Genomic DNA, 23971 nt, shown 5'->3' with positions numbered 1-23971 from the left:
CAGCCAGAATACTCAATCGTGCAAAGACTCAGGCGTTGGGTTCGGCGGCCGCTTCCTCCGCTTCGCCCGATCCCTCTCCCGTCAACGCGTTAAACTTGGCCTGGTTCTCTTCGCCGATTTCGTCGGCCACGGGAACGTAACCCACTTTCTTCGACAGCTCAGCAGCATTGTCCAGGTAGAACTTCACGAACTCCTGCACCTTCGGCTGCTTGAAAGAATCGAGACTGACGTAGATGTACAGCGGACGCGACAGCGGTGTGTAACTCTTGTCGCGGATGGTCTCCATGGTGGGCTTCACCGGGTTGCCATCGCCGGGATCGACCGACAGCACCGTCAAGCGGTCGGAGTTCTCCACGTAGTAGGCAAACCCAAAGTATCCCAACGCGTACTTTTCCTGAGCGATACCGTTGACCAGCAAGTTGTCTTCTTCGCTTTGGGTGTATCCGGTGCGAACCTTGGTGTCCTTACCCAACACTTGCTCGTTGAACGAGTCGTACGTGCCGGAGTCGGCGCCGGGGCCGTACAACTTGATCTCCTCGTCGGGCCACTCTTCGTTCAAGTCCTTCCACGTGTTGATGGGACTATCGAGCGAGAAGAGCTGTTTGAGTTGGTCGACGGTGAGCGTCTGGCACCAGTCGTTCTGTGGATTGACGCACACGGCGATACCATCGTAGGCCACCATGAATTTGTCGTATTTGATACCATTCGCAGTGCAGACGTCCGCCTCGCCACTTTTCATCTCGCGCGAAGCGTCGCAGATGTCGATTTCGCCCTTGCCGAACTTCTTCATGCCGCCGCCGGTACCGCTCTTGGCCACGGTAACGCGGATGTCGGGTTGCTCATCGCGAAGCTTCTCGGCCACCGCCTCGGTGATGGGAAAGACCGTGCTGGATCCATCGACTTGAACATCTGCACCTCGCGGCTTGCGGCAACCAGTTACCACCAACACACCGACGAGCACCAGCGCCAAGCGGCTGAATCTATGTGACAGTTCCACCGTAAACTCCTAGAAAAACTATGAAAAATTGCTCGGTTCCCGAAGGAAGTGCCTACCCAGTGCGGCCGCGACCTCGTACCTAGAACCAGCAATGTTAAGACGCGAATATTAAGACAATATTAAGACTCCATGAGGATCCGCGGAAGCCGCAGCGCGGGGAGCTGAGAAAACGTCCTGTTTTGACGGCTGGGAAAGCCATCGGACAAACAGAGGAGGATTTGCGCATCGATCACCGAGCGAAAAATCCACGGGCTAGAGCCGCTAGTGCGCTAGGCGGCCGCACGATCGGCGGTGCCGCTGGCCAGTTGGCCGCGGTCCCAGGAGAGCACCCGGGCGAGGGCCTCTTTCAGCCGTGGCGCTTCGGCCTCGGCGGCTTGCCGCCCCGCCTGCACCAGGCCTTCGGCCTGAGTGAAGTCGTCGAAGGGGAATTCCGCGGTGTCGGGAGCCAGCAGGAAGTCGCACTGCGAGCCATGCAGCCGCGCGAGGTTGATCAACTCGACGTCGGTCACCCTGAGCAGCGTACTCAGGTAGCCGGGCCTACGCATCTTGGCAGTGGGAGTGTCTCGCGTGTTGCCGCCGAACTCGCTCGAGAGTTGCTTGCTGACGTCGACGGCCACGCTGAAGTCGACGTCCTTTTGCCGCAGCGCGGTAACCGGCACGTTCATCAGTACGCCACCATCGACAAGGGCTTCGCCGTCGCGGAGGATCGGCGCGCCGAACACGGGATGGTTGATGCTTTCGAGTACCGACCGCACCACGTCGCCCGACTCGCGAATGCGGTGCTCGCCGCTGATCAAGTCGACCGAGACCGTCTGCGCGGGTGTGAGCAGCTGATCGAATGCGTAGTGATTCAAGTAGCGCCGGAACTTCTTCTCCGCCAGCCCCAAGCGGAACACACCCAGCATGTACCACTGCCGCGACTTGGGCAGCCAGCCGATCGAGCGAGGTGGTGTCATCTCGCGCTCGAACACGTTGCGAATCCGCTCCAGCGGAATGCCCGCCGCGTAGGCGGTAGCCACGATGGCCCCGGCGCTGGTGCCGGCCACGCGGTCGAAGTAAATGCCTTCCCGTTCGAGCACCTCCAGCACGCCCAGATGAGCGATGCCCCGCGCGCCGCCGCCGCCCAGCGCCAATCCGATCTGGATACCGCGCATCGTGCGAATCAAGCGAGCCAAGTCGCGCGGCTTGAACGTGGGCTCGTCGCCGGCGGAGTATTGCACGCGGAGGATTGGTTGTCGCAACGGCTGCTCGGCAAGTTCGACCGGCAACTCCATCGGCGGTGGCAGCTCTTCAGCATCGGCAACCGACTCGACAAGTTGAATTCGTTCGGCCAAACCCTCCGGCGCGGCGGCCAACAGGGTGGCAAGGCGTTGGAACGATCGATCGCGGGCTTGCGGGTCGGCATGGTCGACGACCCACAGCACCAACTCATGTTGCATCAGCAGTCCGGTCGTGGCTCGCGAGTGATCGATGTCGACCAAGGTTCGCCGATTGGAAGCCACCGCGCCGGACAGATTGCCGAGCAGGTCCTTTTCGAAGCTGGGGCCTTCCTTCACGCGCCGCCAGTCGGACACCACCACGCCCGGTGGCTGGTCGCTGAACACGTGCAGCCGGCCGCCTTCCCGCGATGCAGTGCAGGCGATCTGCGGCGCCAAGCGCGAGGCCGCCGTGCCGGCCCGCACCAGGGCGACGTGCATGTTCTCGTGCCGACGGCCACCGCTGATCTGTCCGCGGAGCCACTGTCCCAGCGAGCGACACAGGTTGGCCGCAAAGCCGGGTACGCGAGCCAGGCTGCGTTCGAAGTCGGCGCGGGTGAGTTCCAGGAGTTCGGTGTCCATCACCGCGGTGACGTTCGCCGACCGCGATCCGCCGACCAACAGCGACATCTCGCCAAAGTGATCGCCAGGGCGCAAGTGATTGAGCACCCGCTGCGCGCCTCCTGGTTCGTCGATGCTGATGCTGACTCGACCGCTGACAATCACAAACATGCTCTCGCCGACCTCGCCCTGGCGGCAGGCGAGTTGCCCACTGTGCAGCGTCACGCTGCGACACGAAGCGAGGATGTCGCGCACCTCGGAGTCGGACAACGAACCGAACAGGTTACTGCGGCGAATGTGGATCGGCAGGAAGGTCACTACTTGGCTCTCGACGATGTGCCAGCGCGGAACACGGGGCAGCAAGCGTAGTGGTTTCCGCAGAGTGGGCCAATGCCAATTGGTGCTAGCAGGCGATGGTGTGAGAATCGTGTCATTTCGACGGGAGCTCCGCGACCGAGAAATCTACTTGAACCGCGCGGAAGCTATCCACTCCAAGTAACCTCGAAGTGTAATACGCTCACCATGGCAAAGCTTGCCGCACTACAAGCGAGATTCCTCAGTCGCGGAGCTCCTGTCGGAATGACACAGAGACTAAAAATAAAGAACCCGGTTGGCCCTGCGAGGATGCCAACCGGGTTCTCTTGTGGCCGCTGTGTGCAGTTTCCCGTGGTGGGCGATGGCCACCGTACTTTGGTGGCGAATGCTGCGAGTTGAGGCGGCTTTGTCGTGCGCGAACTTTGGGAAAGGAGAATCGAGAGTCTTGTTGATTTGGTTTGATTCCGATGCCCCCGCCGACCGGCCGAGCGCGGAGGCCAGCGGCCGGTCGTGCGTGGCATTGGAGACTGCGGGAAGGTATTGCACTAAGCGTGCCAAACCCGCGGGCCGTGGCCAAAGAAATCCACGCAGCCTGTTTTTATCGTGGTTTTGGCAATTTGCACCCGGAGAACGCCAGCGGTAAGTTTTGCAAATCGTTTCCCAACGCCGATTGTAAGTTCTACAAACGGGGCCTACAGCTCGCGGGTCAAGCTAGCGGTCATGGCAGCAAACACCGGCTCGACCACCGGCAGTTCGTGGTCCTCGGTTTGGCTCAGCACCACGTACGTATCGCCAGCATGCAGAAACGCCCGGACGCTCGCCGTGTTGAGCAAGTCGACGTAGGAGAAGCTGAGGTCGTAGCCACAGGCCGCTTCGGCGTCGCCAAGTTCCTTCACCTCGTCGACTTCCACCTGCGGATACTCGGACTTGATGGCCTCGACCACGGTGCCAGCAAGATGCTCGAGGTCGCGTTCGCCGCGATACAGCATGACCGACCAGAACGCCGTCTGCGGACTGCTGACGGTGGCCGCCGCGTCGGCAGCGCCATCGTCGTCGTCGGCCACCGTCCAGTTGTCGGGGTAAGCAAAACGAAGGCCTTGTTTGTCGTAGAACTGGGGCATGGTGAGTGGTGGGGGCAGAGAACAGGGCGCGGGGAAGTGCTTAGTTCATCTTACAACCACGCGGGGCCGCCGGCCACGTGGGGCGGGAACCAGCCGGTTTGGGTGCCACCATAGTTTACCAGCCTGCAGTAACATCCGCTTCTCGAGCGATGTTCTTTGGTGGCAATCAATTGCACAGAACAAATGTTTATGAAAAACAGGAAGGCAGGTTGCCCATCAGTCACAAAACGACATGATGCCTTCACCGCTGGTTAGCGAGCTCTCAAAAATGACCTTGATTTTCGCCATGGCGTTGTCGATTTTCTCCCGTTCCTTCTTATTGCCATCGAAGTTCTCATCAGCAAATGCTGATAGTTGTTCGAGGGCTACGCACAAATTGCTAGATTTCCATCTCGCATCTTCGAAAAAAGACAACTGCAAATCACATGCAGTGAGCTTAGTCCAATAGCCTCCTAACACATCGAACTCTTCGAGCGAAAGTGAACCGATATACTTGTCTTCTACTGGCTCGGTCCAAGAGTCAATGTTGTCAGGTATTGAATAGAAGTCCAACACTAACCTGAGTCTCCTGAAATCCAAGAACTCTAGCCCACAAGATGGGATGCTTGCACCGACCTATCGGCTTTGATTTTTCGCGAAACGCCCTCGTCTCAGAACCCTTTTTTATACGCCTCCCGCCTTAAACCCCTCCATGCAGTTCTGTGCCCTCGCTATAAACGCGGTCAGGTCTTGTGCCAGGAAGCACTCCAGCGACCACTCGCGGTCGGTCAGCATGTGCCGGTTGATCTCGGGGACGATGTAGGCTTCGGCCAGCAGTTCGCGGCCATCTTCCAGGCAGGCGACCAGGGGACCGCGGAGGTATTCGGGGCCTTCGAAGTAGTCGAGCCGGCGGATCGAATCGTCGTCGACGTCCAGGTACACCGCGCCAGGCACCTCGCACGCTTCGTCCGCCACGATGCCGGGATAGACTCGGTCGGACAGGTAGGCCCGCTTGTAGCCGCGTGCCACGGCCGGGGCCGCGTCGAACGCTTTGCCGGTGACCGTGCTCATCATCTCCGGCGCGAGCAAAGTGCCGTAGACAAATACGTGTGGCATGAACCTGTTCCCTATCGCCTGTGGAACTGTCGCCTGGGAGCGCGCGCGCGGTGCTGGCGTCAGTATAGCGTGTGGCTTGCCCTAGCCAACACGTTCTCCGGTACGGCCGGTGGCCACGTCGAACTCTGCGACTGCCGGAACCAGCATCGCCGCGGTGAGGAAGCCGTAGGCGAGCACGGTGACGAAGAACACCGACCCGTAGCTATGCTCGAGGAAACTGGTGATCACAAAGAACGTGGCGGCCGGTGCGACTCCGCAGGCCCACTTCAGCGCGTTCGAGTCGAGCCGCCAGCCGAGTACCACGTACAGCGCCAAACCACCACCGAGAATGAACACCGCAAAAGTGGGCCACTGCGCCAGGAAATTGTCGCCCGCGGCAACCATCATCCGCATGCAGACCAGGATGCCGACGAACAGATAGAGGATGGTGCCGATGCTCACGCCAGCGGCTTGTCGCGAGTTGAGGTAGGTCATGCCGCAATGCAATCCCAGCACGGCGGCGAATAGTTGCATCACCAAGTAGCCAATCACCAGAAACAGCAGGCTCTCAAAGCTCGAGTACCCGAGCCACCACACGTACCCGCACAGCACCAGCGGCAGCAGCAGCATCTCTTTGCTGTTGTAGAACACCCCGCCCAACTTGCCAAAGATGATCTCTTTGGGCGTGAGGTCGGTCACCAGCAGCAAGTCGAGCGCGCGGCTATCGCGCTCGCTGGTAAGCGAGGTGACCGCCAGGGCGTTGACCAGCACCACGCTGAGCGCCATGAGCGGCGCCAGCGGCTTAACGGCCGGCGGAATGGTGAGGCCCAGTTCCACAGGCCCGCTGTCGCCGGTCAGCAAGCTGTGTATCGCCATGGCCGACAGCGCCACGACCACCAGGTAGGCGATGCGGATGATCAGGATCTTCTTGCCGTACGCCCCGGTGCGGATCTCGCGCCACAGGATGGGGTTGTCCCACACCTCGCGGAGCTTGCCCGGCGCGCGATGCGCTTCGGCTCGCGCGGCGGCGCTGGCCGCGTCGCCCTCCTGAGGCTCGCTCCAGATCGCCCGCGCTTCCTCCTCTTCGCGTTCTTGCGTTCGAGTTTCGCGCGAGGGATTCCAAACTCGCACCAGCCCGATGGCCAGCCCGTTGAGCAGCAGGACGGCAACGGCCGACACGGCGATGAACGCGGTGACCGGCGGCAAGTCCATCACGGTGGGACTGCCTGGCATCTGGACGAACAAGTCGGACTCGGCCGCGGCGAGTACGGCCCTCCAGGGGCTCATCGCGGTGGCCAGCGCTTCGGCATCGACGCCGAACGGGGTCTCGCCGAGTGCGCCGCTGGCGACTCCTTCCCAGGCCAAGAGCCACAACACCAGTGCCAGGAAGGTCATGGCCAGTGCTTGAAAGGTCTTGTCACGCCATAGCGCGAGTGTTGACCCCAAGCTGGCGGCCGCCAGAGCGCTCATCACGGTAACCGCGGTAACCCGAGCCACCTGGCCGTACGAGATGCCACCCAGCAGCACCAGCAGGAAGAAGAACGGCACCGCCGCGGCCACCACCACCAGCACCACCAACAAACTGGCGAGCAAGCGGCCGAGCACCAGCTCGCTGTTGGTCAGCCGGGAGAGCAGCAGCAGGATGAGCGTCTTACGATCCTTCTCCTGCGCCACGGCCGCCGAGGTGAGCACGGCCGCCATGAGTGTCGCCACGGCCATCTCCAGCGGAGCGAGCAGCGCGAAGACTTCGGATCCGAAGCGGGCCGACATTCCGGCCGTACTGGTCGGCTGGTTACCGGTGACGATTTGCCAGTAGGTCCACAGCAGGCAAAGCAGCGTGCCGACCGCCACAGCCGGGATGGCATAGAACCGCGCACCACGCGGCGCAGTCATCGCCTCGCGGGTGAAAACCGGCCCTATGAACAATGGTGTCCTCGCTCTGCATCGCGGGGGAGGAAATTCGGACGGGGAGTGCCACCCGAACGAATCGAGTCGGCACGCCTTAAAATATAGGCTCGCACGCCGGGGGGGTCGAGCGGCCGCGCGAACCTACAGGCGGTACAATCCGTATAACTTGGTCTGATGCTAACGAATCCCCCGCCGATCTTCGGCCGCCGGGTGCGGAGTTGGGGAGTTTTGCTTAGAATCGAATCAGGCGGCCTGCACCTCCTTGCTCTTCGGCTAGCCGCCCCCATGCAGCTTGTACCCGCACACCCGTTATGCAATTCAAAGGACCCACCTCCATGGCGACTAGTACTGATCGCTTCCACCTTCTCCGCTCGACCTCCCGGTTGAGCCTGGCCCTGCTGGCCGCAATGGCCGTGATGCTCACCGCCCGATCGGCGACCGCCCAGGATATCACCGCCGAAGCCGTGATTGGCGACGCAGTGAGCGATCCCGACGCACAGCGTTATTCGGACGTGAAAGAGGCGATCCGCCGGTATCAGAACAACGACGTACCCGGCGCCAAGCAGTTCCTGGAAACCGCCAAGCGCAAAGACGACCGCCTGCCGCCGGCCGACTTGATGCTGGCCAAACTGTACTTTCTGAGCAACCGCGGCGTGCCGGGACTGCGTGCTCTGGAGATCACCGCCCGCGATGTGCCGGACGATCCAGAACCGTATTTGCTTCTGGCCGATCAGTCCGCTCGTCAGGAGCAAATCGTCCAGGCGCTGGCGTTGTACGACAAGGCCATCAAGCTGACCGATCAATACGAAGCCAATCCGCTTCGCAAACGGAAGTTCATCATCCGCGGCCGTGCCGGTCGTTCGACCGTGTTGCAGCGCTGGCGTCAATGGAAGGCCGCCGAAGACGACATTCGTGCTTGGCTCGCAGAAGACCCGGAGGACGCCAACGCTCACAGCCGTCTGGGTGCGGTGCTGTTCATGCAGGGCAAGGAAAAGGATGGTTACGACTCGTTCAGCAAGGCCAAGGAACTGAACAAAGATCTTCCCTCGCCGTACGTGCAAGCCGCGAAGATGTACCAGCAACTGGCAGCCGTGCCGGAGAACTCGGACAAGGCCAATGAGTACACCGGTAAGGCACAGAAGTCGTTTGAGGCCGCGTACAAGGAAGGTCCCAAGGACGAAACCACGTTGATCGCCTACGGCGAGTGGCTTACCCGAACTGGCAAGCTCGAGCAGGCCGCCACGCTGCTGGACGCCGCACGCAAGTCTCAGCCCAAGTCGCCTCAAATCTCGCTGCTCAGCGGCGTCGTGGCCGAGATGACTGGCAACACCGACGAAGCCATCTCGCAATACAACACGACTCTAGCGCTTGCGCCCGGCAACCAAAACGCCAGCAACCTGCTCGCGCTGCTGCTGATCGCCAGCGACGACGACACCGACAAGGCTCGCGCCGAGTCGCTTGCTCGCATCAACCAGCAGCTCAATCAGAACAGCGCCGACGCGAACATCACCCTCGCGTGGGTCATGCGTCAGCGTGGCAATAGCGCAGCGGCCAACCAGGCGTTTCAGAATGGTCTGCGTCTGGGCAACTTGAGCCAGGACTCGTCGCTGATCGTCGCCAAGCTGCTCGCCGAGCAAAACCGCGACGATGTTGCCAAGAACATCCTGCAAAGCGCGCTCGACAACGAGCAAGGCATCTTCGTGCATCGCTCGGAGGCCGAAGCCTTGAAGTCGCAGCTCAAGTAGCCACTCGCGCTAGCGCAATAAAAAAGGTCATGGCAGGTCGATCCGTCGTCCTGCCATGACCTCTATCCTGAAGCAAAACACAGCTGTGTTTCGCCCTCCCGTATCATCCTAGTGAAGATATCGGAATGGAGCATGGCGCCTCTTTAATCGAATCGGCCGATTGTTCTGGCTATCGGTTCTAATCGCAATACAGCGACTAAGTTTTACCTGTTCGCCGAGTATTATCTCCCTGGTGGAAACCTTGCTGGCGTCGACAGCGGCACGCCAGTACCACCCAAACCGGGGGTCGCTAGCGAGTTCGATACCTGACCCACCTGTACCATGCCGGGCGGTTCGATGCCGTCGATGCCGGCGAACTCTGTGTGTTCCGGGCAAACACATCCCGCGTACGATTTGTAGCCGCGTAGCTGCCGTGGCGTGTAATGCCCGCGCGCCGCATCGCAAACGTTCCGCGGTCGCAGTGTCGCACAGCACGGCCAATAATACCGGCACCCGCAGTAGCCCAGATTGTCGGGGTTGCATTGCCAGGTGACGGAATTGGTTCGCTGCGGTTCGCTTCTGGCGATCGGCATCCCGTTGGTGTGTCGAGTTCCTGGATCGAGCATCACGCATCCGACCTTCGCCTCGACCTGGGTGGAGGACGCTAGCGCGAAGACCGCCAGAACGAGACTCAGTTGGCAAACTTTCAGGGTTCTCATTTTCATACCGTTTGTGGGAAGTGTGCGTGTGCGATCCGCGCGTGGCGCGCAGCGAGCCTACTCACTCCATCGGTGCAAGCTGCTTGCAGCGCGCACTGTTAGTCGCCATGCCCGCACGACCCGCAAGTACCCGGAAACCGGGTCCAAGAATCACTTCCACCTGTCATTCCCTCTCCCCCTCGCGGGGAGAGGTTAGGAGAGGGGGTGAAACAAAACTGCGGAAGTGATTGTGCTCAACTGGCCGACTCGGCCACCAGATCGGCCGGCTCGGTCGGCGCCAGTGCTTCTTCGGTCACCAGCGACTGGTCCTCTTCCAGCGCGCTCCGCGGCAGCAGGTAATAACCCACCAGCACCACGAATCCCACCACGATCGAGATGTACCACACCATGTCGGGATTCGATTGGTACACGGTCGTTCCGATGATCGGGCCGAACACAAACGCCAGCGCGATACCCATCGCCCACCAGCCCATGTACCGACCTTCGCAACCCACCGGCGCGCGGTTGGCCACGTACCCGGCTGCCAGCGGCATCGAGAGCATCTCGCCCAGCGTCATCACCAGCATCGCCAACACGGCAAACGAGAATGTCGACCCAAACGGCAACAGCCCGAACCCCAGGCAACTGAAGAAGCATCCCCAGCCCACGGTCCAAAGTAGCGGCCATCGCTTCACGTAGTCGATCAGCACCATCTCCAAAGCCACGATCACCAACGTGTTCACGGCAAACAGCGCACCGATCTGCGGCCTGCTCAGCCCATACTGATTCTCCAAGTACAACGTGTAAGTCGACAGGAATTGAAAGAACACCATCGTGGCCAGCACAAACAGCGCGAGGAACGCCAGGAACACGAAGTCGGTCATGGGAGTCGCGGTGGCTGTGTTCTCGCTCCGTTTCACCTCCCCCGGCAACCGACGGAACTGAAAGTAAGCGATCAAGATGCACGCGGCCGCGAAGGTGGTTCCTGCGTCGACGATGAACAACAACCGAAAATCGATCTCGGCCAGCACACCACCCACCGCACCACCAACGGCGAAACCCAAGTTGGCCGCCAGGCGCTGCAGGGCAAACGCCCGCGCACGATCTTCGGGTTTGGTCAGCTTGGTCACCACCGTGGCATTGGCCGGCCGCACTGCTTCGGTCGCCAGGCTCAAGAGGAACAGGTTCACGGTGATCGCCCACGTGTCGACCCACAGCATCATCATCAGGTACCCCGGCACCGCGGCCAGCAGGCACAAGGTCTGCACGCGAATCGCGCCGATCCAATCCACCAGCCGCCCACCCAGGTAGGAACCCACGATCGACCCGGCGCCGAACACGCTAATCATCCGCCCGGCCGACACTTCGGTCATGCCCACGGTGCTGGTGAGGTACAACGTCAGGTAAGCAAGCACCATCGCCCCCGCCCGATTCACCAGCATCATCAGCGCCATGATCCACAGTTCGAAGGGCAACCCTTCGAACGCGGCCCGATACCGGCGATAGACGATGTTGATCATTGCGGAGAGGTCAGGGGGTGGCTGGGGACTGGGGGCTCGGAGCTAGTTCCGTGTTACCATTCGAATAGAGACCAGCCGGACCGCCACGCGGTCCGCGAATCTCCGCACACAGAGTAATAATTATTCATGAACCAAGACTCCTTCACGACCCATTCGACATGCCTCGGTGCGTTGGGGTTCGCTCACGATAGCAAAGTGGTTCTGGTCCTGTGTTGTGGGCAAACGACTCATGGCCCCCAATCGGGGTTTTGTCCCACAACACGATCCATGGGCCCAAAACCCCAGGCGTTTTGGTCCCCCCTAAGTGGTGAAACTACTTGTTTTCTCGACCAAACCAAACGGGGGGTGCGACAAAACCCTTCGCGTTGTTCCCCGCATGTTCCAGCGCTGGACCAAAACCCTCCAAGTGGGACAAAACCCCAGCGAGCCGGAGACCATCCCCAGCGACCCAGAAACATGACCGCCCGCAGCTACTTCGCCGCAGAGCACCGGGAAGTGCGGCACGCTCTGCCCCCAGATTGTCCCACAGCGAGTGTAAGATTCCTACAAGCGGTGGTGAAGAAATGGGGAAATCGCGGTCGCACGTAGAACGGAATTCATTCCGTTACCAGCGGCGCCAGATGCGCAGCCTTGGCGAAAGAAGGAACTGGAGGCAGCAGACTCTGCGGAGGAGATTCTAAAACGCCAATAGAGCCATTAGCGTTCCGCCTCTTCCCGTGTTTCTGTCTCGGAGTCAGACCGCTCTACTATCCAAACTTCGTAGTATCCTTGGGGTGGCACGCCATTTCTGGGTGGGCAAGTATAGAGGCATACAATCCGCCCATGGTCGCCTGGCCAGGGAGGGTCAAAGACGGTACATGCCGTTGGGTCCCACCCCTTCAGATCCAATTGCCCCAGCAACTTCCTGGATTGGTAGACGTTCAAGTGAGCCTGCTTGCCTGGTGTCTCCAGCGTTGCTTGGACCAAAAGCTCTATCGCATCCCCTTCTGATTCAGCATTCAGTGGAATTATCTGAACTTCGACCTCATGGACTGACCTGGGACCTAGGTTACCTGGTCGGTATGCCAGCTCAATCGGAATAATTGGGGTCATGGGGTCCACCGCTGCGCCTGACTTATCCACGAGTTCCAGCCGCCTTACTAACACGTAACGCTGCGTGTTGGAAGGCGGAATGGTAACATCCACTGGGATATTTGGAATGATTATCTGGGACATCAGAGGTTTCGGCTGCCGCCACCACCATCCAATTCCAGCGGCGATCGCAGCTACAAACAGAGTAGCGACCAGTAAGGTTCGGAGCCGAAATCGCATGACACTCACGAAAGCCGGTTGTGGTTATTGGACAGGAGGCAACTGAGTAAACAGAGGGGGAGTGTGGAACACAAAAAAGTGTTAATCTCCACCAATGCTAACTAGTGTCGACTAGCGTTCTATTCTGTGCTCCCAGCACCTCGCCAAGTATACTCCCCACGTACCAGTCACGCATTTATTTCGCCCCCCATGGCCTACCTCGAACCTATCGCCGTTGTGTTTGGCTTGCTCTGCGTGTGGTTTACCATTCGGCAGAACATCTGGTGCTGGCCGACCGGGTTGGTGCAGGTGGTGCTTTATATCTATATCTTTGCGGTGGCGAAGCTCTATTCCGATGTGCTGCTGCACTTTGTGTACGTCGGCCTGCAGATCTATGGCTGGCATCATTGGCTTACCGGGGGCGAGCGGCGTAGTCGGCTGCCGGTCTCTCGGATCACGCATCAGGCCAACTTGCTGTGGATGCTGTTGATCGCTGCCGGCACGGCCGGGGTGGGTTGGGCGATGCAGCGGTACACGGATGCCGCCCTGCCCTACGCCGACGCGTTTACCACCGTTGCGAGTCTGGTGGCGCAGTGGCTTATGGCGCAGAAGCGTTTAGAATCGTGGTGGTACTGGATTGCGGTCGACATCGTGGCGATCGGCGTTTACTACCAGAAAGACCTGCTGTACACCGCCGGGCTGTATGCGGTGTTCCTGTGCTTGGCGACCGCCGGGTACTTTGCCTGGCGAGCCAGTTGGCTCAAAGATCGTCGCGAAGAACATACGCATGAAGACGGGACTCACACTCGGTAAGTTCGCTCCGCTGCACCACGGCCACCAAGCGGTGATCGAGCGGGCGCTCGCCGAGTGCGACTCGGTGATGGTGATGATCTACCACGCGCCGGAGTTCACGCAGGTGCCGCTGGAGGTGCGAGCCGGTTGGATTCGAAAGCTGTATCCCAGCATCCACATCATCGAGTGCCGCGATGGCCCCATGGAAGTAGGCGACACGCCGGAGATTCGCGCGATGCACGAGGAGTACATCCTCCGCGTGCTCGATGGGCGGCCGATCACCCATTTCTATTCCAGCGAATTCTACGGCGATCATGTGAGCCGCGCCCTCGGTGCACAGGATTGCCGCGTGGACGAAGCCCGGCAGTTGGTTCCGATTTCGGCCACGCAGATTCGCGATGATCCGTACCGCCATCGGCAGTTTGTCGATCCGCTCGTGTATCGCGACCTGGTAACGTGGGTCGTACTGGTCGGAGCACCGTCGACGGGCAAGACTACCTTGTGCGCGTCGCTCGCCGCGCGATTCAACACCGTGTGGATGCCCGAGTACGGCCGCGAGTACTGGGAAGCCCATCAGCATCAGCGACGCCTGACGCCCGAGCAGTTGGTGGAGATTGCCGTGGGGCATCGCGAGCGCGAAGATCGTTTGGTGCACGAAGCACGCGAGTACTTCTTCGTCGACACCGACGCGTCGACCACCACGGTGTTCGCCGACTACTACCACGGCCAACCGGCCGCCGCGCTGCGCGAGTTGGCCGACCAGACTCCGCAACGATACGACTTGTGCCTGCTGTGCGACGACGATATTCCCTACGACGACACCGAAGATCGATCGGGCGAGGCCAACCGCGCCGACATGCAGCAACGGGTACTCGACGAGCTCCATCGCCTCGGGCGCCAGTACGTCACGCTACGCGGCTCGCTCGACGAGCGGATCGCTGAAGTCGAGCGAGTGTTGGCGAAATTCGATAAGTGGCGTGCGGAAGCCTGACACAACGCCGGGGGTGGCTGGGGACGAGTGCAACGAGCCCCCAAACCCATTTGCTGGGGGCTCGCGGAGCTCGTCCCCAGGCACCGTGCGAGCCCTTAGCGTGGCCGCCCATCTTGCGGGCATCCGTGATCTCAGCCCTCTTCTCTCCGAAAAGTGTCGCTCGGTGGTGGGTTTTCGTTCCACTCGGGCGTTGCTCGCCATATTGCAGATAGCGGGCGATCTGGGGGGCGATTGCCCGCGCCGGACGGCAACTACTCCAGCGCGGACAGGAACAGGCGAGCATGGCGGTATTCGGTCGAGGGCGTAAGGCACGCTCTCTCTTTTCACAGCGCACCAACCAACACTCGAGGCGGAAGCTACGGATCGAGTCGCTGGAGAACCGTCATCTCCTGGCGGTGGTGATCAACGAACTACACTACAACGCCGACGACAACACCAGCTTCGAAGAGTTCGTCGAGCTGCACAACACGGCCGCCACCGAGGTCGACATCTCTGGGTGGAGCTTCAGCGACGGCATCGACTACACCTTCGAACCAGGTCAAACAATTCCCGCTGGCGGCTATGTTGTTGTCGCGCAAGATCCGGCGACGCTGCTCTCGGAGTTTGGGGTCGTGGCGGTGGGCATGTATTCCGGCGGACTGAGCAACGGCGGCGAGCGCGTCGCGCTGTCTGACGACCTCGGCGCGCTGATCGACGAAGTGGAATACCAGACAGAGTTCCCCTGGCCAATCGCGCCCGACGGCGAAGGCGTTTCGCTAGAGCTGATCAATCCGCAGCTCGACAACAACCTCGGCAGCAACTGGCGACCGGCTTACACCGCGCCGCTGTTCGGCGAAGTCGAAGAAGATCCACCCGCGGCCAGTGGCTCGCTGAACGACCTGGTGCATCGCTGGAGCTTCTCGGGCAACCTGGTCGACAGCGTGGGCGGCGCCGACGGCACGTTGGTCGATCCAGAGGGACTGGCAGGCTTTCAGAATGGCCAACTCGATGTAAGCGGCAATAGCGGGCAAGGGTCGAACCAAGGCACTTTCACCACAGGCGCTTACGTCGACTTGCCCAACGGCATCATTTCCGACCTAGGCGAGAGCGCCACGTTCGAATGGTGGGGCACGGTCACTCGCAATCGAACCTGGGCCGAGATCTTCTCCTTCGGTCGTAGCGATGGTGGTGAAGACCAGTCGACCGGCGCGGGCGGTCAGAACTACATCACTCTGATCCCCGATTCTGGTCCCGGAACCGTGCGCATTACGCACCGACTCGGCGCCAGCGGCGCTGAAAGTTGGGTTGACTGGACGCAGGATGCCGACACGAATGTCGAGTCGCACTTTGCGGTTGTTTGGGATGGCGCGAACAACACACAAACGCTCTATATCAACGGCCAGGAGATCGGCACCAGCGCCACGCTGATCGACCTGGAGGATCTGAACGACGTGAACAACTGGCTGGGCCGCTCGCAGTGGCCCGACCCGCTGTTCGACGGTCGGCATAACGAGTTCCGCATCTACGATCGGGCGCTCGGCACCAGCGAGATCGCGGCCAGCTTCAGCGAGGGTCCCGACGCAGTGGCCATGGGCCCGGCGATTAACTTGTTCGAAGCCGATGTTACCGAAGCGGTCCCCGGCCAGTCGGTCACGCTTTCGTGGGATGTCGACGGAGCCGATACGCTGAGCATCGCGCCCGACGTGGGCAGCGTGCTGGGGCAAACGCAAGTGGTGGTCACGCCTAGCGATTCGACCACTTACACGCTGACGGCTACCAACGAAGACGGCACCGCGACGCGTTCGGTTCATATCTCCGTCAACTTGCCTCGCGCCACGCCGGGCGCGGCCAACAACGTGCTGTCGGCCAACGCCGCGCCAGCGATTGAAGACGTCGACTTGGACGGCGGCGACGTCTCCTCCTCCTCGGGCGTGGTTACCGCCGAAGTGAGCGATCCCGACGGTGTCGCCTCGGTCGAGTTGCAGTACCAGATTGTCTTGCCAGGTAAGTATCTCCCCGCAACGCTTCCCGTTCCGCATAACGATTTGCTCGCCAACCCCGAAGCGGAACCGACCGCCAACCCCGAGTACTTCGATCTCGCCAACTGGACCACCATCGCGATGGTCGACGATGGCACCGGCGCCGACCAGGTAGCCGGCGATGGCGTTTACACCGCCACGATCCCCGCCCAGGCGCACCGCACGCTGGTACGTTACCGCCTGCAGGTGACCGACACGCTGGGCGCCAGCAGCCTCGCACCCTACGCCGACGACGCGTCGCTGAACTTCGCCTACTTCGTTTACGACGGAGTGCCCGAGTACCAGAGCAACGGCGGCGCGGTGCTGGCGGATGCCGACGCACTGGCATCGCTGCCAGTCTATCACTTGCTAACGCGAGCCGACGACCTCTCCGAAGCGATAGCGTACGACCCGGCCGACCAGATCGCCCAAGGCACCGAGGCCCGCTTCGCGTGGAACTGGTCGGGCACGATGGTCTACAACGGCCAGGTGTACGACAACATCCACTACCGCCTGCGCGGCGCGAATGGCCGCTACTACAGCGAAGGCAAGCGGAGCATGCGGTTCCGCTTCAACGACGGCAATTGGTTCGAGCCGCTCGATCAACAGGGCAATCCTTACCCTGAAAAGTGGAGGACGCTGACCACCGGCAAGGGGTTCGACAACCATCAAACGCTGACCTACGCCTTGAACGAGGCGATGAGCCTGCAACTGTTCAACATGCTGGGGCTGCCGGCCATCGAGACGCACTGGTTCCAGTTCCGCGTGATCGACGACGCGGCCGAGTCACCCGACCAGTGGAACGGCGACTTCTGGGGCATCAACTTCGCGCTGGAAGACTACGACAAGCGGTTCCTCGACGCGCACGACCTGGACGAAGGCAACCTCTACAAGCTGATCAACCAATCGCAAGACGCGCTGCGTCAACAAGACTACCAAGCACCTAACGCGGTGAATGATGGTTCGGACCACGACTACGTCGAGTACGTGCTATCGCGCACCAGCACCGATATCGAGTACCGGGTGAACCTCGAGAAGTATTACATCTACTACGCGGTGGTCGAGGCGGTGCGGCACTACGACTATTGGCCGACTGCCAATAAGAACATGGCGTACTACTTCGAGCCCGACTACACGGCCGAGAACGACTACCTCGGCAAACTGTGGTTGCTGCCGTGGGACACCGACGCCACTTGGGGCCCCACCTGGAACGAAGGGCATGATCTGGTCTACGACGCGTTGTTCGAGAACAACAACAGCCTGTACAGCGAAGCGCTGGTCTCGCCCGACTACTACAACATGCTCCGCGAGCTGCGCGACCTCGTGTGGCAGCCCGACCAACTCGAAGGCATGATCTACGAGTTGGCCTCCACGCTACTTCCGCTGGAAGCGGCCGACCGCGCACGGTGGCAGGGCGCGCCCGATGCGGTGGGCAACTACGATGGACTTACCGGCGCTGGTATCGTCTCGATCGACAACCTCGTGCAGGACATGCTCAACTTTGCCTTCGTTGGCGGCAATTGGCCCAGCGGCGGAGCGGGCACCGGGTTCGTGGGAGCCGGCGGCCGGGCGGCTTACCTCGACGACCAACTCGTCGCATCCGGCGAGGAGGCCCTGATACCCAACACGCCGACGATCACCTACGTGGGCGACCCGAGCATGTCGGCCACCGGTCTGGCGTTCCAGACTTCGGCGTACTCCGATCCCCAAAGCGACGGCTTCGCCGCCATCGAGTGGCGCATCTCCGAAGTTACCGAAGCCTCGGCTGGGCTCGACTCCGAAACGATCTTCCTCGACGAGTGGACTGCCAGTTGGGAGTCGGGTGAGCTCACCACGTTCGACGACACCATCGCCCCACCGGCCTCGGCCGTCACGGCCGGCGCGACGCACCGCGCCCGGGTGCGGATGCAGGACGACACGGGGCGTTGGAGCCACTGGTCGGATCCAGTTGAGTTCACCGTCGAAATTCCCGCCACGGTGCCCACGCTGCGAATCACCGAACTGCACTACCATCCCTTCAATCCAGCTTTGGTGGACGAAGACGATCAGGAATTCATCGAGATCCTGAACACCGGCAGCGAGCCCGTCGACTTGTCTTACGTACAGATTGCCGACTTCGCCTCCGAGCCGTACGTGTTCGCCACCGGCCAGACGCTCGCGCCCGGCGAGTACATCATCGTCGCCCGCAACACTGAAGCGTTCGAGTCTGCCTACGGCACCGGGCTGAACGTCGCGCTCGACGGGTTTGCCAACCGCAACCTGAGCAACGGTGGCGAGACCATCACGCTGCTCGACGCCACGGGACAGTTGATCCAAAGCTTCGACTACAGCGACGACCCACCCTGGCCCACCTCGCCCGATGGCCAAGGACAGTCGCTCGAGATCATCGACCCGATGGGCGATGCCAATGATCCCGCGAACTGGCGCGCGAGCCTCTACTGGGGCGGCTCGCCGGGCAATGCGGGCTATCCGATCCCCGGCGACTACGACGCCAGCGGCGTGGTCGACCAGGCCGACTACCAGGTTTGGAAAAGTGCGTTCGGCTCGAGCGTCGACACCGGCTTCAGCGCCGATGGCAACCGCGATGGCCAGGTGAGCCTGGCCGACTACGCGGTGTGGCGAAACAACCTGGGCGCAGCGGCCCCGCAAGCTCCGTTGGCGATCAGCACGCTCACCGAAGACGACGAACCGGCCGCCGTGACCGCGCTAGCCAGTTATTCGGTCTCGCCTAGTTCGCCCACAGCAGGGCATTCCACTGACAGCGCCAGCCAGTCGGCCTACGCTCAGGCGATCGAGCAATTGTACGAGCCAGCGGACGACCTACTGCTCCTGGATGTGGTCGAACCGATCGAACGTGACCCGACTTCGTTCTCCGAGCCCGCAGTAACCGCTAACGAAACCGAAACGCTGACCGACACCGCCTTGCAGATCGGTTGGGGGCCCGGCGAGGAGTAACGCTTCGCGAGCGTCGCTACTCACCAGCCGCGCGCTGCAATCGAATCTGCACGGTGACGTCGCCCGTCACTCGACCATCCGCGTCGAGCGGCTTGATGGTGACCTGCTGCTCGACCGGTTGGTATCCTGGATAGGTCACGGTCATCGTGTAGTCACCCGGGTCGCCCGCCATGGTGATCCGCCCGTACTGGTTGCTGCTTTGGTAGGCAGTGCCGGAATTGCTCGTCAGTTCAACGTCGCAGCCTTCCAAGGGAACACCGTCGGGTGTGTAGCACTTCACCACCAGCATGCCGACTTTGTTCGCAGGCGGCTGATAGTTCTCGGCCGTGAGCTCGAGGATTTCTTCACCGCCAGGGGCAACCGAAAACTCCAGCACGCGCGGCGGGTTGCGAATGTCGGCGTCGGCCAGGTAGTAATCGCCGGCAGGCAGGTTCTCGTACCGAACCGCATTCCCTTCGCGCGGATACACCGTCGCATTGACCCGGCCATCGGTGCTCCAAAGGTTGGGAGCATTGGAAAACGCTTCGAGACCGAACGCATCCTCATCGAATCGCACCTCGAGGGTGCCGGTCTGCGCAGGCCACTCGACAGGGATTTGCTGCTCGGACTTTTCAGTCGATACATCGATCTGAATCCGGAGAGCGAGGTTGTTGTCGGCATGTCGGCACACAAGGTCGTATCGCCCTGGCGGTACGCGGCTGATGACAAAGGGATCCGTCAATTGCTGACGCGACTGCAGCACTCCCACTCTGTTTCCAGTGGGCCATCGTGGGTTGTACTCCTGCAACGACACGCGCACCTTCGACAACTCGTCCTCAGCAACACCAGTGACCGGCACCGACAGCGTGACGGCGCGGGCGTCGATCTCGCCAAAGATGTCGGCCGCTGGTTTTTCGGGATCGATCTGCACCTCGCACGCACGAACCCACTCACTCCGCGTGCCCGGCGCGCAGTAGTAGAGCACGCGTTTACTGGGTGCCGGGCCCCAGAAGGTAAAGTTCCCATCGTCGTCCGTCTGGGAGTACGCTTTGTAGACGCCGAAGTGAGGACTGTCGCCGGCAATTTGAACTCGCTGGTTTTGCAGGGGTTCGCCATTGGTCAGCAATCGCCCTGTCGCCGCCTCGGGCCCTCCAAGGTCGACCTGCGACGTCTCGCCATTGATCGGCAGCACCGCCGTGCGGACGACCCCTATGCTCGACCACTCTTCGGCGCGCTGCACGTAGCAGAGCTCCTCCGGCAAATGGCGAGCCGTGTAGCGACCGTTCTCGTCGGTCACCGCCGTCGCCAGCCGTCCAGCCTGTCGGTCGCCACCCCCGCTGTAGCCGTAGTTATCCTGCACGTGCAACGTGACATTCGCTTCGGGCTTGCCGCTGCTGTCGTACACATGGCCCTGGATGGTACCGCCTTCAACAAGAGTGATGGAATCCAACTCGTGGTCGGTGGTTCCCACGGTAAAAGGCTCGGTGGTGGCCGCGCAGAAATCGGGATGTTCAATGATGAGAACTTCCTCGCCGGCGGGGAGGTTCGGAATCTCGAACTTGCCGGCAACCGTCTGGACCGAGTTGTCCTCCGCGGTGGTGGAGGCCTCGTTGGCGGCCGTCGGACCGGTGGCGTACGACCCGGCCGTTACGGTGGCCCCATCGATCGGGTTGCCTTGTTCGTCGACGACCATGCCGCGCAGCGTGACGCCTTCGTCCATTTCCAGCCACAGCGGCGCGCCATCGAACTCGTCGGTGTTGATGCGGTCGCTCCTGGTCGGCGCCCGTCCGTCGGCATCGACCACCACCTGGTAAATGCCCGGCCCGACGAGTTCCAACGAAAACAGCCCGAGCGGATCGTCGACGGTTTGCCAGTTGGAGTCCTGCACGTAGTTGGGACCGCGCAGGTAACCGACCTTGAGCACCCGCACGCGGAAGTGCTGCAGGGGTTCTTTCGTGTCGGCGCGGACCACACTGCCCGACAGTCGCGGCTTGCCAACGGACTTCAGCGTCACTTCCACTTCGTCGGTAGGAGCTTCCACCCCTTCGAGCCGCACTTGCTCGACTCCAGTGGAGCTGAAGGTGAGCGTGTAACGCCCAGGCGGTAGCGGCGAAATGCGGAACTCACGCTCGCCGGCCTCAAAAGACCCATGCCCGCGGTGCTGCCCATCTTCGGAGCTGGCAGAGATAGAGATGCTCTCTTTCAGTGGTTGGCCTTCGATTTTGATGGTCCCAATAATGGCCACCATCGACTTGGGCGACAGGATAGGAAGGTTCAGCTCCAGCACTCCGCTCGAGGGAGGCAGCTGCGCATCGGCGAGCACGTCCTGTTGGCGGAACATCCCTTCTCCAGTCGGAACGCTGACCGACACATCGTACTTGCCGGGCGCGACGTGCGGCAGCGTGAAGCCACCTTTGTTATCGATGGCCATGCCCCGAGGATGGGCGCCAAAGTGCCACCAACTGGGCATGGCATTCACGGTCCAACCCACGGCCGGCTTGCCATCGGAGCAAATGGCGACTCCCTTCACTTCGACGCCCCGCGACAGCACGATTTTCTCCTCGTACTTCTGGTCGGGATCGTCCAGCTTCATGGTTAGCTTGGCGAACGCATAGTCGCTGTGCGAAGTGCCAAAAATGTACTGCACCTGCGACGGCGCCAGGCCGCCCAACGTCGCCCAACCGTCTTCGTCGGTGCTGCTCGCGTCGGAGTTGCGAAATCGCTCGCTCGAGAGTGCGGCGACGTAGATGCGCACCCCTTTAACTGGCTTGTTCTGCTCGTTCACCACTTGGATGCGAACCACGCACGCGCGCTGCAGCTCGAAATCGCGCGTCATCTCACTCAGCGGCGACAGCTGCAACTCGGGCAGCGCTCGCCAGTCGTTCAAACCGACACATCTGGTCGACTCGATCCGCAGACGGTACGTGTCCATCTGCGATACGGAGTCAAAAGCGTAACGCCCCTCGGAGTCGGTCTTGGTCGTATGGTAATCCGTGCTCCCGTCGGGCTTGCGAGTCTTGCCCATCAGGTTGATCGTCGCGTCGGTAACCGGCGCGCCTGAATCGTCCACAATCTTGCCGCTCAGCACGGCTTTGCTCTCTGGCGGCTTCGACTGCTGTTCGTCTGCGGCTGCGTCTTGAGCAACTGCACAACTCATGCTCACAACAACAGCGAACATCACCGCGGCGAAGTGCCTCCACCGCCAGATAGCCAGCTTGGTGACTCGGTTCAGCAGCCTCTCGATGCGAGTGGTATCACTCATGATCGCCTTCCCCTTCTCTTCAGAGATTCCGTCGCCCGACGGATAACTGCCCAGCGAGCTTACTAGTCGCTGGCGCCAAAATCCTCTCTGTGTTTCAAAATGTATTGCAACAACAATGCCTCACGGCCGTCGTGATCCTTATAGAAATCGCGTTCCCACTGCTCGAACGGACGATCGTTTTTCTCCGCAATCTGTGCAGTTTGACCGTGCCGCTTGCTGCGGTCCGTACTCGGTTTATCGTTGCCGAACTGCGCCAGCACTTCTGAGAAGATGACTGCGTCGCGTTGCGCGCCGATCGCCTTCAGGCCCGCTAACGCCTCCTGCCAATGTGAACCGCTACTATTCACAAAGTACTGTAAGAAGCCGCCATTATTCACCTCGTCGATAAGCACCCTGACTGCAAGCGTGTGCTGCTGCGGAACTGTCAGGCTCTCCCATCCCTCGCCTTCGACTCTCTCCCACAGCTGCACTATTGGATTGTCGATTCCGATCAGCAAAGACTGGGCTTCGGCAGCATACTGGCGGACATCTTTCGAGGGATGGTTCTGATGTCGCTCGATTGCTCTTGCAGCAGTATCCGAGCCAATTGTGGCCAGCATCAGCAGTGTCTCACCCACAACATTGCGTTCTGGGTACTCTTCTGCATTGCCATCCAGGTCGTCGAGAATGGCGAGCAAGAGAGGTTCGTCGATCTGAACATTCGCGTCGCGCAGTGCCTCCATGACGTCGGGGAGATTCTCCTGATCCGCCCTCACTTTCGAGGGGTCGGAAAGCAAAGGGATGGCCTTTTCTCGATCGAGCACTAACAAGCAGCGAGCTGCGTCATCGCCTCCAGACATCACTCGACGAAATGCCAACGGTGCTATCGCTTCAAAAACGGGTGGCCGAAACCCTTCTGAAATGCGGCCTGCCTCGTGGGCGCGAAGCACGCCCATCATCCCGTAACAGCGAACGTAGTCATCCTCGTCCTGCAGCAACTGCACCAGCGGCTCGGCGGCTTCGTCACTTGCAATCGTGCCTAACAGCAATGCCACTTCCTTGCGGATCATGTCATTCTTATCGGTCACTAAAGGAAGCACGACAGCAACCGCTTCTGGAGGCGCCAGAGACTGAAGACAGCTTAGTACTCCCTCCAAAGGTTCAACTGTGGTCCCAAATGAGCTCTTTTGACTGCCTCCACGAAATCGCGGATCGCTCACAGCCGCGAGCAATGCGGGCACCACTTGCGGGCCCGCCACTTCGATCGCCCGCGCAGGCATTCCGAATTGATCCGCATCTTCGATCAGCATGGCGACCAATTCCTCGGGCGGTCGGGTGGCCAGTTCGGCTACCGCTTGGTCACGAGCGGCGATCTCGGCCTTGAAGTCGTCGGGCGCGTCGGGGTTCCTGACGTATTCCAAGAACCCCTCGGAATTCTCCACCGACTCTCTCGACAACAACCAGAACAGGCCAACGACAGCCACAACGACGAGCACTATCGCTACGAATGCCACTCCCCCACGCATGCTCTCGCCCCTATTCAGAATTGATT

Annotated in this window: 15 protein-coding genes; 5 read left to right on the top strand and 10 right to left on the bottom strand. The window is 61.0% G+C overall.

The window, feature by feature from the left end:
- Positions 1-28: 28 nt before the first annotated feature.
- From ACQK2L_RS11540 to ACQK2L_RS11515, 6 genes are all read right to left on the bottom strand, one after another.
- Entirely contained in the window at positions 29-997 is a 969-nt protein-coding gene (locus tag ACQK2L_RS11540) for a PstS family phosphate ABC transporter substrate-binding protein (RefSeq protein WP_425397117.1), read from the bottom strand.
- Between the two features lie 269 nt (positions 998-1266).
- The gene (locus ACQK2L_RS11535; protein WP_425397116.1) at positions 1267-3177 is read right to left on the bottom strand and encodes a patatin-like phospholipase family protein; all 1911 of its coding nucleotides are present in this window, start codon (positions 3175-3177) and stop codon (positions 1267-1269) included.
- 644 nt (positions 3178-3821) lie between these two features.
- Entirely contained in the window at positions 3822-4250 is a 429-nt protein-coding gene (locus ACQK2L_RS11530; protein WP_425397115.1) for a hypothetical protein, read from the bottom strand.
- Positions 4251-4466: 216 nt separating this feature from the next.
- A complete protein-coding gene (locus ACQK2L_RS11525; protein WP_425397114.1) occupies positions 4467-4805 on the bottom strand; it encodes a hypothetical protein in 339 nt (112 codons plus the stop codon).
- A gap of 108 nt (positions 4806-4913) precedes the next feature.
- Positions 4914-5345 carry a gamma-glutamylcyclotransferase family protein gene (locus tag ACQK2L_RS11520; protein ID WP_425397113.1) on the bottom strand — a complete coding sequence of 144 codons (432 nt, stop codon included), beginning with the start codon at positions 5343-5345 and terminating at the stop codon, positions 4914-4916.
- Positions 5346-5426: 81 nt separating this feature from the next.
- Entirely contained in the window at positions 5427-7217 is a 1791-nt protein-coding gene (locus ACQK2L_RS11515; protein WP_425397112.1) for an ABC transporter permease subunit, read from the bottom strand.
- Positions 7218-7567: 350 nt separating this feature from the next.
- Between ACQK2L_RS11515 and ACQK2L_RS11510 the strand changes: the two genes are divergently transcribed.
- Positions 7568-8977, top strand: coding sequence for a tetratricopeptide repeat protein (locus tag ACQK2L_RS11510; protein WP_425397111.1), 1410 nt, complete (start codon positions 7568-7570; stop codon positions 8975-8977).
- Positions 8978-9198: 221 nt separating this feature from the next.
- Here the strand turns inward: ACQK2L_RS11510 and ACQK2L_RS11505 are convergent, their stop codons facing one another.
- Together ACQK2L_RS11505 and ACQK2L_RS11500 are read right to left on the bottom strand one after the other, a co-directional pair.
- Positions 9199-9675, bottom strand: coding sequence for a hypothetical protein (locus ACQK2L_RS11505; protein ID WP_425397110.1), 477 nt, complete (start codon positions 9673-9675; stop codon positions 9199-9201).
- Between the two features lie 233 nt (positions 9676-9908).
- Positions 9909-11174 carry an MFS transporter gene (locus tag ACQK2L_RS11500; RefSeq protein ID WP_425397109.1) on the bottom strand — a complete coding sequence of 422 codons (1266 nt, stop codon included), beginning with the start codon at positions 11172-11174 and terminating at the stop codon, positions 9909-9911.
- 1500 nt (positions 11175-12674) lie between these two features.
- On the opposite strand from ACQK2L_RS11500, the gene pnuC reads away from it, so the two are divergent.
- The 3 genes from pnuC to ACQK2L_RS11485 all read left to right on the top strand — a co-directional run bounded on the left by pnuC (position 12675) and on the right by ACQK2L_RS11485 (position 19199).
- Positions 12675-13277 (top strand): nicotinamide riboside transporter PnuC, encoded by a 603-nt coding sequence (gene pnuC, locus ACQK2L_RS11495; RefSeq protein ID WP_425397108.1) that lies wholly within the window; start codon positions 12675-12677, stop codon positions 13275-13277.
- Positions 13252-14247 carry an AAA family ATPase gene (locus tag ACQK2L_RS11490; RefSeq protein ID WP_425397107.1) on the top strand — a complete coding sequence of 332 codons (996 nt, stop codon included), beginning with the start codon at positions 13252-13254 and terminating at the stop codon, positions 14245-14247. Before pnuC ends, ACQK2L_RS11490 begins: the two co-directional genes overlap by 26 nt.
- Positions 14248-14528: 281 nt before the next feature.
- Positions 14529-19199, top strand: coding sequence for a lamin tail domain-containing protein (locus ACQK2L_RS11485; protein ID WP_425397106.1), 4671 nt, complete (start codon positions 14529-14531; stop codon positions 19197-19199).
- Positions 19200-19215: 16 nt separating this feature from the next.
- On the opposite strand, the gene ACQK2L_RS11480 is transcribed toward ACQK2L_RS11485, so the two are convergent.
- Complete coding sequence (locus ACQK2L_RS11480) at positions 19216-22440, bottom strand: carboxypeptidase regulatory-like domain-containing protein (protein WP_425397105.1); 3225 nt, start codon at positions 22438-22440, stop codon at positions 19216-19218.
- A 62-nt stretch (positions 22441-22502) separates the two neighbouring features.
- A complete protein-coding gene (locus tag ACQK2L_RS11475; protein ID WP_425397104.1) occupies positions 22503-23729 on the bottom strand; it encodes a DMP19 family protein in 1227 nt (408 codons plus the stop codon).
- Here ACQK2L_RS11475 and ACQK2L_RS11470 point away from each other — a divergent pair.
- Complete coding sequence (locus ACQK2L_RS11470) at positions 23706-23969, top strand: hypothetical protein (RefSeq protein WP_425397103.1); 264 nt, start codon at positions 23706-23708, stop codon at positions 23967-23969. The genes ACQK2L_RS11475 and ACQK2L_RS11470 overlap by 24 nt on opposite strands.
- Positions 23970-23971 lie beyond the last annotated feature (2 nt).

The organism is Aeoliella sp., assembly GCF_965227375.1.
Classification (GTDB): domain Bacteria; phylum Planctomycetota; class Planctomycetia; order Pirellulales; family Lacipirellulaceae; genus Aeoliella.
This window is presented reverse-complemented; position numbering and strand designations above follow the sequence as displayed.